This window comes from Arthrobacter sp. K5 (assembly GCF_040448525.1).
GTDB lineage: Bacteria > Actinomycetota > Actinomycetes > Actinomycetales > Micrococcaceae > Arthrobacter > Arthrobacter globiformis.
In genome coordinates this window covers 2,102,080-2,115,278 of record NZ_CP159279.1, presented here as the reverse complement: position 1 = coordinate 2,115,278, position 13,199 = coordinate 2,102,080, and the positions used below count along the sequence as shown (strand labels likewise).

Here is a 13,199-nt window from a genome sequence, read left to right as displayed (position 1 = left end):
CTGGCCGGATCAGATTTGTCCCCCGTTGGAAGGACCCGTCAACGATGACCACCACCGCCACTGCCCCCGAGGCCACCCTGGACACCGTGGAAACCGTCCCCAGTTTCGTGCAGGATTCCTGGTGGACTCCCGACGCCGGCTCGGCGGCTTCCGCCGTCGCTGTCCGGGACGCGAGCACGGGGGAGATCCTGGCGAAGGTTAGCACCGACGGCCTGGACCTGGCCGCCGTCGTGGACTACGGCCGCACCACAGGCCAAACGGAACTCGGCAAGCTGACCTTCCACCAGCGTGCCCTCAAGCTCAAGGAGCTGGCGCAGTACCTGAACGCGCGCCGCGAGCACTTCTATGCCTTCTCCGCGCAGACCGGCGCCACCAAGATCGACTCGATGATCGACATCGACGGCGGCATCGGCGTGCTGTTCACGTTCGGCTCCAAGGGCCGGCGCGAGCTGCCCAACGCCCAGGTGGTGGTGGACGGGCCCATGGAGGTGCTGTCCAAGGACGGTTCCTTTGCCGGCGAGCACATCTACACCCGCATCCCCGGCGTCGCCGTGCAGATCAACGCCTTCAACTTCCCGGTCTGGGGCATGCTGGAGAAGCTCGCTCCCGCCTTCATCGCCGGTGTTCCCACCATCGTCAAGCCGGCCACCCCCACGGGCTACGTTGCCGCGGCCGTGGTCAAGGCCATCATTGAATCCAACATCCTGCCCAAGGGCTCGCTGCAGCTGATTTCGGGCTCTGTCCGGGGGCTGCTGGACGTGCTGGACTACCGCGACCTCGTAGCCTTCACCGGATCGGCATCCACCGCGCAGACCCTGAAGTCGCACCCCAATGTGGTGCTGGGCGGCGTGCGGTTCACTTCCGAGACCGACTCATTGAACGCCGCCATCCTGGGCCCGGACGCCGTCGAGGGCACGCCGGAGTTCGACGCGTTCATCAAGTCCGTGGTCACCGAGATCACGGTGAAGGCCGGCCAGAAGTGCACCGCGGTCCGCCGCGCCATCGTTCCGCAGGACCTGGTGCCCGCCGTCGTTTCCGCCATCGGCGCCCGGGTGGAACAGCGCGTAGTGCTGGGCGATCCCCGGGCCGAGGGCGTCACCATGGGTGCGCTCGCCTCCCTTGAGCAGCTCGCCGATGTCCGGGCTGCCGTGCAGTCCATGCTCGACGCCGGCGGCGAGCTTGCGTACGGAACCCTTGATTCGCCGTCGGTCACCCGGGCGGACGGCGCCAAGGGCGTCGTCGAAGGCGGTGCCTTCATGTCCCCCTTGGTGCTCAGCTGGGCCGACGCCGAAGCCGAGCCGGTCCACTCGCTGGAGGCGTTCGGCCCGGTGTCGTCGGTGATCGGGTACAAGGACATTCCCGACGCCGTCCGGCTCGCCGCCCGCGGCGGCGGTTCGCTGGTGGCGTCGGTCTGCACGAACGACCCGTCCGTGGCGCGGGAACTGGTCACGGGGATCGCGGCCCACCACGGCCGCGTGCTCATGCTGAACCGTGAGGACGCGCGATCGTCCACCGGCCATGGTTCGCCCGTCCCGCACCTGGTCCACGGCGGGCCGGGACGTGCCGGCGGCGGCGAAGAACTTGGCGGCATCCGCTCGGTGATGCACCACATGCAGCGCACCGCCATCCAGGGCTCGCCCAACATGCTGACCGCCGTGACCGGGATCTGGCACACGGGCGCCGACCGCAACTTCACGGTGGAAACCGAGGGCACCCACCCGTTCCGTAAGTCGCTGGAATCCCTGCGAATCGGCGACGCCGTCCGCTCCGACCTGCGCCAAGTCACCCTCGAGGACATCACCGCCTTCGCCAACTCCACCGGCGACACGTTCTACGCCCACACCAACCAGGAAGCCGCGGAAGCCAACCCGTTCTTCCCGGGCATTGTGGCGCACGGCTACCTGCTGCTCGCGTGGGGCGCCGGGCTGTTCGTGGAGCCTGCCCCGGGGCCGGTCCTGGCCAACTACGGGCTGGAGAACCTGCGCTTCATCACCCCTGTGGCTGCGGGCGACTCCATCCGGGTGACCCTGACCGCCAAGAAGATCACCCCGCGCGAGACCGACGAGTACGGCGAGGTGGCCTGGGACGCCGTCCTGACCAACCAGAACGACGAAATCGTGGCCACCTACGACGTCCTCACTCTCGTGGAGAAGTAGCCCCGCCCCTGCCGGGTCTTTCCGGATGCGTCCTCAGGTCTTGCCGGGTTTTTCCCGACGCTTCCTCAGCACGGCCCGGCAGGGGGAATTTTCCCCTGATCTTTCGGGGTTGCCCGGGCGTAAAATGACCCCCGTAGGAGGTGGCGAAATGACCCTAGCACTTAGAACAGCCACAACCATCCTGCCTGTCGATGATCCGGACCGCGCCCGCGGATTTTACGCGGAAACGTTGGGCCTCCCACACCGCGGCAAGGCTGAAGATGGAAGCGATTTATTCGGCAACGCTGACGGCCCCATGCTGCAGCTGATGCCGGTCAAAGACGGAAAGCATTCCGAGCACACCACATTGAGTTTCGAGGTCACGGACATCGAACGGACCGTCCAGGACATGGAGTCCAGGGGCGTTCGGTTCCAGGACTATGACCTCCCTGATCTGAAGACCGATCACCACATCTGTTCAACCGAGGCCGAGAAATGCGCCTGGTTCATGGATACCGAAAACAACATCCTCTGCATTCACGAAAGGCTTGGAACGCAGGCTGAGTATCAGCTCTGATCCGTCCCACGGCCGGATGTTCCCAAACCCTTCCTCACCTAGGTGAGGGAGGGTTTGGTTTTGGCCGGCGAGAGGTGAGGGAGCGTTAGGACCAGGGGGTGACCGGATGCTCCTGCTGCTCGCCGTCCACGAACACGTCGGCCCGCTCGTTGAAGAAGCAGACCAGCCCGTGGATCTGCCGCGCGTCGATGAACCGCGAGTCGTAGGCCCAGGCGATGTTCTTGCCCTTGGCAGACTCCGGGTAACTCCAGTACCTGGCCTCGCCCTTATAGGGGCAGACGGTCCTGCGCGGACTGGTCTCGAGCAGGTCAAGCCGGACGTCCTCGGGCGGTATGTAGTAACGGACGGGAAGCAGCGTCTCGTACAGCAGGTGGGCTCCAACGGTATCGGCCAGCACCACGCCGTCGAGCTTCACTTCGATGTGCCGCAGCGTGGCGCGGATGTCCACGCGGTGGAACGGGTCCCGGGGGTGCCCGATGATCTCCTCGTGGTCCTCGAGCCAGTGGAACGCGCCGAAATCCAGCACGACGTACCCCGCCAGATCCGGATCCGCGGGCCGGAACGCCGCCCGGGGCACGCTGAAGGCGGATGCCACGACGTCGAGCTCCTCGCCCGCCGCAGTGTGCCGCCGGAACCCGGTCCGCGGGTCCAGCGCCGGCGGGGCGTCGGCCATCAGCCGGACGGGATACTCGTCCGGACCGGCGTCCCCTTCTGCTGCGGGCGGCTCGAGCCGTGCCAGCAGATCCTTCTCGGGAACGGCGTACACGGGAGTGACGCGCTTCGGTTCCCAGACCAGGAGCGCTTCCTGGGTATCGACGACGGGACTCCCGTCGATGCCCGCCCTGATCCTCTTGGGTGTGGGCTGGTACCGGAGATCAGGAAAGGCGCCGAACAGAAGTTCCGACAGTTTCGTGGCCATGCATTCAGGGTGGGCATCAGTATGCCCGGGCGTCAACGCCTAATTTCCAGCCTGTCAGGGTTTCGCGTGCAGGCCGTCGAACGCCATGGTGATGACGTCGTCGGCCAGCTTTTCCGGCGAGAGGGAACCGCCCGGCTTGTACCACTCGACGATTGAGTTGATCGTCCCGAACAGGAGACGGGTGACGGTGCGGGGGTCGATGTCCTGGCGCAGCGATCCCTCGTCGCGGGCAGCCGAGATCAGTTCCGCCACCTTGTGGTCGAAGGCGCGGCGGCGTTCCATGGCGTTGCGTTCGATGTCCGTGTTGCCGCGCAGCCGCAGCAGCAGCGTGACGAAAGGCAGACGTTCCACCAGCACGGCGATGGTCTGGCGCAGCACGAACTCCAGCCGTGCGTCGGCCGCCCCCGAGGTGGCCCCGGGCTGGTCCAGGATGGCCTCCAGGCCGCCGAGCGCGTGGTCGAGGGCGAGCTTGAGCAGGTCGCCCTTGGACGGCACATGATGGTAGATCGCCGACTTGGAGATGCCGAGGTTCTCCGCCAAAATGCCCATGGATGTGGCATCGTAGCCGTGGCGGTTGAAGACGTCGACGGCGATCAGCAGCACGGACTGCTGGTCGTAGCCGGGACGGCCGCGCTTGGTGGGGGCTGCTGGGCTGGCTGCTGTACTGGGCATACGGGCTATTTTCTCATGAACGTTCGGTAATTACGGCACGCGCGAAAACACAAAGCACCATAGCCGGGCCCGCTCGGGCGGTCCGGCTGCTAACACCGTCGGCAGACCGCCCATTCGGAGGGTCTGCGCGGCCGGCCATCAGCCTTTCCCCAAGGTCCGAACCCCACAGTTTCGCCAGGGGAATCAGTGCGGCAAGCTGACCATCGGGACAAGGAGGTCCCCGTGGTCAGTGTTCGGTCTCAGAACCACACATTGGGATGACGACCGGGGCAATGGAATTGGCATGTGCCCCATGCCAAGGAGGCACTGAGCATGTCTGAAGAATCTGCAAACACCAACGGGCTGAGGCGCCGCACGCTGTTTCGCCTGGGCGCGGCCGGGGGAGCGGGAGCGGCGCTCGCAGCCGCACACACCTGGGCCAGTCCGCTGCTCGCCCAAAGGGGGCTGCTTTCGCCCGACGGCGCCTTCGCCGCGACGTCAACGGCGCTTAGCGACACCGTGTTCTACATTGAAAAGTACCCCACAAGCCCCCTGATTTTGACGCCGTTCAGGGACCCGCTGCCGATCCCCAAGGCGCTGGCCCCGGTGCCGAAATCAGTGGTGGATACGTGGAGCAACCCGCCAGGACCCGGACCGGGCCAGCAGAACTCGCTGCGCAACGAACAGCACCAGCTCTGGCCCAGCCGGATCGGCTACCCGGACCCGATCGTCTACAAGATCAACGTGCTGGTCCGGGCCCACGCGTTCACAACGTCCCAGGTGCTGCCCATTGACGACGACGGCGAACCCACGGAATCCTTCGACGCGAACCGCAGGAAGTATCCCGCAGGCACCAGGCGCACGCTTCCGCTGAGCACCATCTATGCGTTCAATGGCACCTTCCCCGGGCCCATGATCAATGCCGAGTACGGCAGGCCCGTCCTGGTCCGGTTCGAGAACCATCTGGATGAGAATCCACTGAACCTGGACCGCCAGGACTTCGGCTCGCCCGACTGGTCCTTCCTGACCCACCTGCACAACGGCCATACCGCGCCGGAAAGTGACGGAAACCCGCATTACTCAATGGTGGCAGGGCCGAAGCGCCCGGGCTTCCTGCCGAAGATGTTCGTCGACAACCTGTACCTGAACTGGCCTGCCGGCGGCGACGACCGGGAAAAGCAGAGCTTCTTCTGGTTCCACGATCACACGATGGACCACACCGGCTCGAACGTCTACAAGGGCCTGGTGGGCCTCTACCCCATCTACGACCCGAAGAACGGCATGGACATGGGCGACGAGCGGCAGGGGCTGCGGCTGCCCGGCGTGCGCACCAACAACCCCGATGGGTCCTTCGACGTCAAGTACGACATTCCGCTGGCCTTCTCCGACGTCCGCCTCGATGACGGGACCACCATCCACAAGGACATCCACGACGTGCAGGGCGAGTTCCCGGCCGCGAAGAACCCGGCCGAGCACCCGGAGTGGTGGGGCAAGACGTTCTACAAGCACTTCCCCAACCACGGCTTTGTCGGCGATATCTGCACGGTCAACGGCACGGCCTTCCCTGTGCTGGAGGTGAAGCGGCGCAAGTACCGCTTCCGGTTCCTGGACGCCTCCGTCTCGCGGATCTACGAGTTCAGGCTGATGAGCTCTACGCTGGGCCCGAAGTCGTCGGCGTCGCTTGGCTACGTGGATGACGAGCTCCAGGGCCAGTACCGCATCCCGGACGCCCAGCAGTGCATGCAGTTCACCCAGATTGCGTCCGACGGCGGGCTGCTGCCATTCCCCCTCAAGCGCGATTCCTTTGAACTGTGGCCCGCGAAGCGCTGCGAAGTCATCATCGATTTCACCCGGTACCAGGACGGCACGCCCACCACCAAGGGCGACGTCGTCTACCTGACCAACGTGATGAAGATGCCCAACGGCCGGATGTGGTCCAACTCGTCCCGCTTCTTCCCCGATCCCAAGTACAAGGTTCCGGTGCTCAAATTCGTGATCGGAGACACCGCGCCGGACGACAGCCAGATCCCCACGGCACTCCGGCCGCTTCCGCCGCTGCCCAGCAACTGGCAGAGCATGATGGACAACCGGATGATCTTCGAGGTGAAGCGCGGCGCCCTGGGAGGGGAGACCGAGTGGCTCATCAACGGCAAGCCCTTCGACCCTGCGGCGGTGGCCGCTAGCCTGAGGAATCCCGCCGGACGCACACCCCTGGCCCAGCAGAGGAAGGGAAGCTTCAACCTGTGGGAGGTCCGCAACGGCGGCGGTGGCTGGGTGCATCCGTTCCACCTGCACATGGAGGAACACCGCACGGTCATGCGCAACGGCAAGGACGTGACCCGTGGAGGGGATCCCGGGCACCCCGACGACGTCTCGAAGGAAGACCTGGCCGCGCTTGATCCGGGCGAGTCGGTGATCCTCTACCGCGGCTTCCGGGACTTTGTGGGACCGTACGTGGCGCACTGCCATAACCTGGCCCACGAGGACCACGCCATGATGTTCGGCTGGTCGATCACGCCGTGACCTGCCGCTGAAGACGTGCGCCCGGAGGCTACCCCTTCGGGCGCATGTCGTAGATCCGGCGCAGCTTGCCGCTGGATCGCTCGAGCGAGCCGGGCTCCACCACGTCCACCGTGCATGAAGAACCCACGTGGATCTTGATCTGCTCCTGCAGGGTGCGGGCCGCCGTCGTGCTGTCCGCGGCGGTGACATTGTCACGGCGCTCGATCTTCACGGTCAGCTGGTCCATACGCTGGCCCTCCGGCCGGGTGAGCACCAGCTGGAAGTGCGGGCTGAGCTCGGGGATACGCAGTGCGATTTCCTCGATCTGGGACGGGAAGAGGTTCACGCCGCGGAGGATGATCATGTCGTCGCTGCGGCCCGTGATGCGTCCCATCCGGCGGTGCGCCGGGCGGGCGGTGCCGGGGAGCAGCCGGGTGAGGTCCTTGGTGCGGTAGCGGATGATCGGCAGGGCTTCCTTGGTGAGCGAGGTGAACACCAGTTCGCCGTGCTCGCCGTCACCCAGTACGTTTTCCTTGCCCGGGTCGGGGTTAAAGGGGTCGATGATTTCCGGCCGGAAGTGGTCCTCCCAGATGTGGCTGCCGTCCTGGGTCTCCACGCATTCGCCGGCAACGCCCGGTCCCATGACTTCCGAGAGCCCGTAGATGTCGCAGGCCTTGATGTTCATGGTGACTTCAAGCTCGTGGCGCATCTCCTGCGTCCACGGTTCGGCGCCGAGCACTGCGTACTTCAGCGATGTGGAGGTGGGATCGATTCCCATGTGGGCCATGGCATCGGCGATGGTGAGCAGGTACGTGGGCGTGGCCAGGATGGCGTCCGGCTCGAAGTCCTGGATGAGCTGGATCTGGCGCTCGGTCTGCCCGCCGGACATCGGAATCACCGTGCAGCCCAGGGCTTCCGCGCCGGCATGGGCGCCCAGCCCGCCGGTGAAGAGGCCGTAGCCGTAGGCATTGTGGACCTTCATGCCAGGGCGGACACCGGAGGCACGGAGGCACCGGGCCACCAGTTTGGCCCAGTCGGCAAGGTCCTGCTTGGTGTAGCCGACGACGGTGGGCCGGCCTGTGGTGCCGGAGCTGGCGTGCACGCGGGCCACTTCGCTCTGCGGGACGGCGAACATGCCGAACGGGTACTCCTGGCGCAGGTCCTCCTTGGTGGTGAAGGGGAAGTTGCCAAGGTCGGCGAGTTCGCGCAGGTCCGAGGGGTGGATGCCGGCGTCGTCGAACTTGCGCTTGTAGAGCGGAACGCGGTCGTACGCGTACGCCACGGTGTGCTGGAGCCGGCTGAGCTGGAGCGCCTCGAGCTGGTCCCGGGACATGGTCTCCTCGGGGTCGAGGGCGGCGGCGATGGGGTGCGCTCCGGTCTCGGTGGGCGCGGCGACAGCGGGTTCAGGGGCGTGGAGGGTCATGGTCTGCTTCCTACTTCTTGGAGATGGTACGGCTGCGTCCGCGGAACTCTGCAATGAGTTCCCCCGGCAGCTGGGCGCCGGGATCGGCAGCGAAGATCTGGATGTCGTAGAGGCCGCTGCGGCCCGCGCTGGAGCGGCGGTCGGCGACGGCGGTGATCACCTGGCCCTGGTAGGCCGGCTTGAGGAAGTTGATGTCGACGCCGGCAGCAACGGTGATGCTGTCGGGGTCGGCGGGCGACGCGGGGTTGCAGGCGAGGGCGAACGCGGAGTCTGCGAAGGCGAAGATCATTCCGCCGTGGGCCATGCCGAAGCCGTTGAGCATTTCCTGCCGGAGGGTCATCCGGATGGTTGCGTGGCCGTCGCTGAGGGTGAGGACTTCGATGCCCATCCATTCCGAGGCGTAGTCGTTCTCAAGGATGTGGTGGGCCACACCGGGGATTGCCGTTTCAGCCATGCGTCGTTGCCTCCAGCTTTATTTACCGAATGTTCATTAGGTAATCCCATGGGAGGGGTTCATGTCAAGGGTGCGGGCCAGCCGGAGGGGCCCGGCGACGGCGATGACCACCAGCGCGGCCAGGACATGCAGGAGCGCCACAGTCCACCAGAGCGTGAGGTAGTCAGGCCCCAGCAGAGCGGGAAAGACCAGGGCGCCGGAGGTGTTGAACGCGGCGTGGAAGACCATGCAGATGGGAACGCTGCCGCTGCTGTTGTAGAGCCAGCCCAGCAGCACGGACTGCGCCAGGACCATGAGCAGGAACGGAAGCGGCGGGCGCTGCCCGGTGGGATCGGACAGCAGCTCCGGCAGGTGCCACGCCGCCCACACCAGCCCAAGGAGCAGTGCTGCGGAAAGGGCCGGGCGGTCCCGCTGCAGGAGCGGAAGGGCGTAGCCGCGCCAGCCCAGTTCCTCGAAGAGGCCAACCGTCACCAGCGTGAACACGAAGGTGCCCAGCAGCATGAACCAGCCCGGGTTGGGTCCAAGCTCCGGGGCGGGCGCACCGCCGGAGACCGTGAGTCCGGTCGAAAGCGTCACCAGAAGGCAGGGCAATCCCGCGGCGGCCAAATACCAGCGGCCGGCCACGCGCCACCGGGCCAGTTGCCGGAGCAGCTGCAGCAGCTCGGCCTTGCCGCCTGCGAGAAAGGCGGTGATGGCCGCGGCCAGGGCAGGCCCGAACGGTATCAGCGGCGAGCTGTTCGGGTTGAGGAGGGTCAGCGGCCACACCAGCCAGGAAATGGCGAAGGCCAGGGCGAAGAACACCGCGAGCCGATGGGCGGCGGGCCATGAAGCGCGGCCAGCGGGGTTCATCGGGACCACCATCGTTCAGGACGTTGCAGCGCAGCCGGCCGCTGTCCGGTACGTTGCTGCGGATGGGGCCGGTCCCGGGGCGCTGGCCCACTCCGGGTCCGGGACGGCGAATGTGCGCCGACGTGGCAATCAACACCATTGTCTGCTCCCGGAAGCGCGGCAACAAGTGAAAGTATGGGGGAGGGCGCGCTTTGGCGCGTCCGTCAGTAATCCGGCACGTCCAATGCAGCACGTTCCACGCAGGAGCTTCCAACCAGAGGACAGATCATGGCCAAAGGGATATATGTCAGTGCGACCACCCCGGGATCGGGGAAGTCGCTCATAGCGCTGGGCCTGGCGGACACGCTCCACCGGCACGCGGACCGGATCGGATTCTTCAAACCCGTGGTGCACGGCGACGACTCCGGCGCGGACCCGATGGTGGCGCTCATGAAGTCCCGCTTCGACCTGGACGACCAGCGCTGCCGCGGCGGGCTGACATTCACCGAGGTCCGCGGCCTGCTCGCGGAAGGCAGGCGCGAGGACATCGACTCCCGCTGCGTGGAGATCTTCGCCGAGATGGGCCGGCACTGCGACGTGATCATCGTGGAGGGGACGGACCTCACGGGTCACGACGCCGCCGTCGAATTCGACCTCAACGCCCGCCTGGCCAACAACCTGGCCGCGCCCATCGTCGCTGTGGTGGGCGCCAAGGGGCGCAGCGTGGCGGAGGCCGCGGCCGCCGTCGACGTCGCCCGCAAGGAACTGGCCGCCGAGAAGTGCTCGCTCCTGGCCATGATGGTGAACCGGGCAGACCCGGAGGATGTGGACGCGATCATCGCCGCCGTGAAGCCGGGCGCGTCCGGCCGGCCGGTGTACGTTTTCCCGGAACTGGAAGACATCGCCCGGCCCACCACGGGCGAGGTGGGCACGGCGCTGGCGCTGCGGCAGATCGCCGGCCGCGCGGACATGGAGCGGGACGTCCGTGACGTCAAGGTCGCTGCCATGAATGTGGGCAACTTCCTGAACGTCCTCGACGACGGCGCGCTGGTGATCGTGCCAGGTGACCGGGCGGATGTGATGGTGGCGTGCCTGGCGTCGTCGTTCTCGCCCGAGTTCCCGGTCCCGTCCGGGCTGATCCTCACCGGTGGCCTGGCCCCGGACGCGAACATCTATCCGCTGCTGGCCTCCGCGCCGTTCCCGGTGTTCGCCACGGAAGATGACACTTACACCACGGCCCGGCGCGTGTCCGAGGTCCGCAGCGAAATCTGGAGCGGCCACCGGCGCAAGGTGGCCTCCGCGCTGGGACTGTGGTCCCGGCAGGTGGACGAGGCCGAGATGCTCGAGCGCCTGCACCTGCCCCGCGCCGAGCGGATGACGCCGCTGCGGTTCCTGCACGACCTCATCGAGCGGGCCCGCGCCCAGCGCCGCCACATCGTGCTGCCGGAGGGCAAGGACATACGGATCCTGAAGGCCGCCGAAATCCTGCACCGCCGGGACGTCTGCGACCTGACGCTGCTGGGCCGGGAAGCCGACGTCCGGGAGCTCGCCGCCAGCCGCGGCATCGACCTCGCCGGCATCAACATCGTGGACCCCGCCACCTCTGAGCTGCGCCAGGACTTCGCCGCCAGGTACGCCGAGCTCCGGGCGCACAAGGGCGTTGACCTGGCCCGGGCACTGGAGGTCATGCAGGACGAAAGCTACTTCGGCACCATGATGGTCCAGCTGGGCGTGGTGGACGGCATGGTCTCCGGCGCCGCGCACACCACCGCCCACACCATCCGCCCCGCCCTGGAGTTCGTGAAGACCCGGCAGGGCGTGAAGATCGTCTCCTCGGTGTTCCTGATGCTCATGCCGGACCGCGTGCTGGTCTACGGCGACTGCGCGGTAAACCCGGACCCCAGCGTGGAGCAGCTCGCGGACATCGCCCTGGCCTCGGCCGAAACCGCTTCCCAGTTCGGGGTGGAGCCCCGGGTGGCCATGCTGTCTTACTCCACCGGCGGCTCCGGCTCGGGCGAGGCCGTGGAGGAAGTCCGGCAGGCCACTGACCTGGTCAGGGAACGCCGCCCTGATCTCGCCGTCGAGGGCCCCATCCAGTACGACGCCGCCGTGGACGCCTCCATCGCCGAGTCCAAGATGCCCGGCTCGTCCGTCGCCGGTCAGGCGACGGTGTTCATCTTCCCGGACCTGAACACCGGCAACAACACGTATAAGGCGGTGCAGCAGAGCTCCGGAGCGGTCGCCGTCGGGCCCGTCCTGCAGGGGCTGCGCAAGCCCGTCAACGACCTCTCCCGCGGCTGCACCGTGGAAGACATCGTGAACACGGTGGCCATCACCGCGATCCAGGCACAGAGCCTGACCGTCCCTCCGGAAACCCCCAACGCCCCAGAACCGTCCGCCGTTTCAGCAGCCAAGGCTTAGGAGGCCCCATGCTCGTGCTCGTCATCAACTCCGGCTCGTCCTCGCTCAAGTACCAGGTGCGCGACGTCGCCGAAGGCAGTGTCCTCACCGAGGGGCTGATCGAGCGGATCGGCGTGTCCAACGGGGGCCAGGGCGACGGCGAGGTGGTGGGCCCCGCAGACCACGCCGAAGCACTTGAACAGGTGGACGCGGCCATCCATGAGGTGCTGGGGGACCGGCAGCTGGACGCTGTGGGGCACCGGGTGGTGCACGGTGGCGAGCGGTTCGGCGAGCCCGTGCTGATCGACAACGAGATCACCCGCGCCATCGAACGGCTCAACCCGCTGGCGCCGCTGCACAACCCCGCGAACGTGCTGGGCATCCGCGCCATCACAAAGAAGTGGCCGGACATGCCGCAGGTGGCGGTGTTCGATACCGCCTTCCACCGCAGCCTCCCCGAGCACGCCTGGCGCTACGCCGTTCCCGACGAGCTCTACACCAACCACGGGATCCGCCGGTACGGCTTCCACGGAACCTCGCACGAATACGTCACCAACCGTGCCGCCGCGCTGCTGGATATCCCGGTGGAGGAGTTCGACGGCGTGATCGCCCACCTCGGCAACGGCGCCTCCGTTACGGCGATCCGGGGCGGCAAGTCCGTGGACACGTCGATGGGCTTCACGCCGCTGGAGGGCCTGGTCATGGGCACACGCTCCGGTGACCTGGACCCGTCCATCCTGGTGTTCCTGGCCCGCACCGGCTGGAATGCCGAGGACCTCGATTCGATGCTCAACCGCGAGTCCGGGCTCAAGGGGCTCGCCGGCAACAACGACATGCGCTCTGTGGTGGAGGCGGCCGAGTCCGGTGACTCGCGCGCGGCCACCGCACTGGCGGTCGCGTCCTACCGGCTGGCAAAGTACATCGGCGGCTACCACGTGGCGGTTGGCGGGGCGAAGACGCTGGTATTCACGGCCGGGATCGGCGAGAACTCGCACCAGTTCCGCGCTTTGGTGGGGGAGAAGCTGGGCGCGCTGGGCATAGAGCTCGACGCCGGGCTGAACAGTGAGCGGTCCAAGGAACCCCGCGTGATTTCCACCGAAGCATCCGCCATCCCCGTGCTGGTGGTACCCACGGACGAGGAGCGCGCCATCGCCGAGGCAACAGCCGCCGCCGTCGCCGCTGGTTGAGCTAGGGGGCGGGTGGGGAGCGAAACCACGCCGTATTGCCAGATATGACCGCCTGTCGACGGGTTCAGGCGGCCCTTTTTGGTACATCGTCGACGTGGAGCGTTCGCCGGAGCCCGTGCTCTC

At 66.9% G+C, this 13,199-nt stretch carries 10 protein-coding genes; 5 read left to right on the top strand and 5 right to left on the bottom strand.

Annotated features, from left to right (window positions below; genetic code table 11):
* The first annotated feature begins 44 nt into the window (after nt 1-44).
* Together paaZ and ABRP34_RS09505 are read left to right on the top strand one after the other, a co-directional pair.
* The gene (paaZ, locus tag ABRP34_RS09510) at nt 45-2,156 is read left to right on the top strand and encodes a phenylacetic acid degradation bifunctional protein PaaZ (RefSeq protein WP_353713042.1); all 2,112 of its coding nucleotides are present in this window, start codon (nt 45-47) and stop codon (nt 2,154-2,156) included.
* Between the two features lie 148 nt (nt 2,157-2,304).
* The gene (locus ABRP34_RS09505) at nt 2,305-2,712 is read left to right on the top strand and encodes a VOC family protein (protein WP_003797663.1); all 408 of its coding nucleotides are present in this window, start codon (nt 2,305-2,307) and stop codon (nt 2,710-2,712) included.
* Nucleotides 2,713-2,797: 85 nt separating this feature from the next.
* Here ABRP34_RS09505 and ABRP34_RS09500 read toward each other — a convergent pair whose 3' ends face one another.
* Nucleotides 2,798-3,631 (bottom strand): DUF427 domain-containing protein, encoded by an 834-nt coding sequence (locus ABRP34_RS09500; protein ID WP_353713041.1) that lies wholly within the window; start codon nt 3,629-3,631, stop codon nt 2,798-2,800.
* A 54-nt stretch (nt 3,632-3,685) separates the two neighbouring features.
* Nucleotides 3,686-4,303: a TetR/AcrR family transcriptional regulator gene (locus ABRP34_RS09495; protein WP_353713040.1), complete on the bottom strand. Its 618-nt coding sequence runs from the start codon at nt 4,301-4,303 to the stop codon at nt 3,686-3,688.
* 312 nt (nt 4,304-4,615) lie between these two features.
* Between ABRP34_RS09495 and ABRP34_RS09490 the strand changes: the two genes are divergently transcribed.
* The gene (locus tag ABRP34_RS09490; RefSeq protein ID WP_353713039.1) at nt 4,616-6,805 is read left to right on the top strand and encodes a multicopper oxidase family protein; all 2,190 of its coding nucleotides are present in this window, start codon (nt 4,616-4,618) and stop codon (nt 6,803-6,805) included.
* A gap of 28 nt (nt 6,806-6,833) precedes the next feature.
* On the opposite strand, the gene paaK is transcribed toward ABRP34_RS09490, so the two are convergent.
* The 3 genes from paaK to ABRP34_RS09475 are packed head-to-tail and all read right to left on the bottom strand — an operon-like array spanning nt 6,834 to nt 9,510.
* Entirely contained in the window at nt 6,834-8,207 is a 1,374-nt protein-coding gene (paaK, locus tag ABRP34_RS09485) for a phenylacetate--CoA ligase PaaK (RefSeq protein ID WP_353713038.1), read from the bottom strand.
* A gap of 10 nt (nt 8,208-8,217) precedes the next feature.
* Nucleotides 8,218-8,661, bottom strand: coding sequence for a hydroxyphenylacetyl-CoA thioesterase PaaI (gene paaI, locus ABRP34_RS09480; RefSeq protein ID WP_003797654.1), 444 nt, complete (start codon nt 8,659-8,661; stop codon nt 8,218-8,220).
* Nucleotides 8,662-8,697: 36 nt separating this feature from the next.
* The gene (locus tag ABRP34_RS09475; protein ID WP_353713037.1) at nt 8,698-9,510 is read right to left on the bottom strand and encodes a type II CAAX endopeptidase family protein; all 813 of its coding nucleotides are present in this window, start codon (nt 9,508-9,510) and stop codon (nt 8,698-8,700) included.
* A gap of 267 nt (nt 9,511-9,777) precedes the next feature.
* Here ABRP34_RS09475 and pta point away from each other — a divergent pair, with 267 nt between their 5' ends.
* Both pta and ABRP34_RS09465 read left to right on the top strand, forming a co-directional pair.
* Complete coding sequence (gene pta / locus ABRP34_RS09470) at nt 9,778-11,910, top strand: phosphate acetyltransferase (RefSeq protein ID WP_353713036.1); 2,133 nt, start codon at nt 9,778-9,780, stop codon at nt 11,908-11,910.
* 8 nt (nt 11,911-11,918) lie between these two features.
* The gene (locus ABRP34_RS09465; protein ID WP_353713035.1) at nt 11,919-13,076 is read left to right on the top strand and encodes an acetate kinase; all 1,158 of its coding nucleotides are present in this window, start codon (nt 11,919-11,921) and stop codon (nt 13,074-13,076) included.
* Nucleotides 13,077-13,199: the final 123 nt, after the last annotated feature.

Coding starts and splice junctions, on each gene's coding strand:
- ABRP34_RS09495 (WP_353713040.1), bottom strand. CDS start 4,303: ATGCCCAGTACAGCAGCCAGCCCAGCAGCCCCCACCAAGCGCGGCCGT.
- paaI (WP_003797654.1), bottom strand. CDS start 8,661: ATGGCTGAAACGGCAATCCCCGGTGTGGCCCACCACATCCTTGAGAAC.
- ABRP34_RS09475 (WP_353713037.1), bottom strand. CDS start 9,510: ATGAACCCCGCTGGCCGCGCTTCATGGCCCGCCGCCCATCGGCTCGCG.
- pta (WP_353713036.1), top strand. CDS start 9,778: ATGGCCAAAGGGATATATGTCAGTGCGACCACCCCGGGATCGGGGAAG.
- paaK (WP_353713038.1), bottom strand. CDS start 8,207: ATGACCCTCCACGCCCCTGAACCCGCTGTCGCCGCGCCCACCGAGACC.
- ABRP34_RS09505 (WP_003797663.1), top strand. CDS start 2,305: ATGACCCTAGCACTTAGAACAGCCACAACCATCCTGCCTGTCGATGAT.
- ABRP34_RS09500 (WP_353713041.1), bottom strand. CDS start 3,631: ATGGCCACGAAACTGTCGGAACTTCTGTTCGGCGCCTTTCCTGATCTC.
- paaZ (WP_353713042.1), top strand. CDS start 45: ATGACCACCACCGCCACTGCCCCCGAGGCCACCCTGGACACCGTGGAA.
- ABRP34_RS09490 (WP_353713039.1), top strand. CDS start 4,616: ATGTCTGAAGAATCTGCAAACACCAACGGGCTGAGGCGCCGCACGCTG.
- ABRP34_RS09465 (WP_353713035.1), top strand. CDS start 11,919: ATGCTCGTGCTCGTCATCAACTCCGGCTCGTCCTCGCTCAAGTACCAG.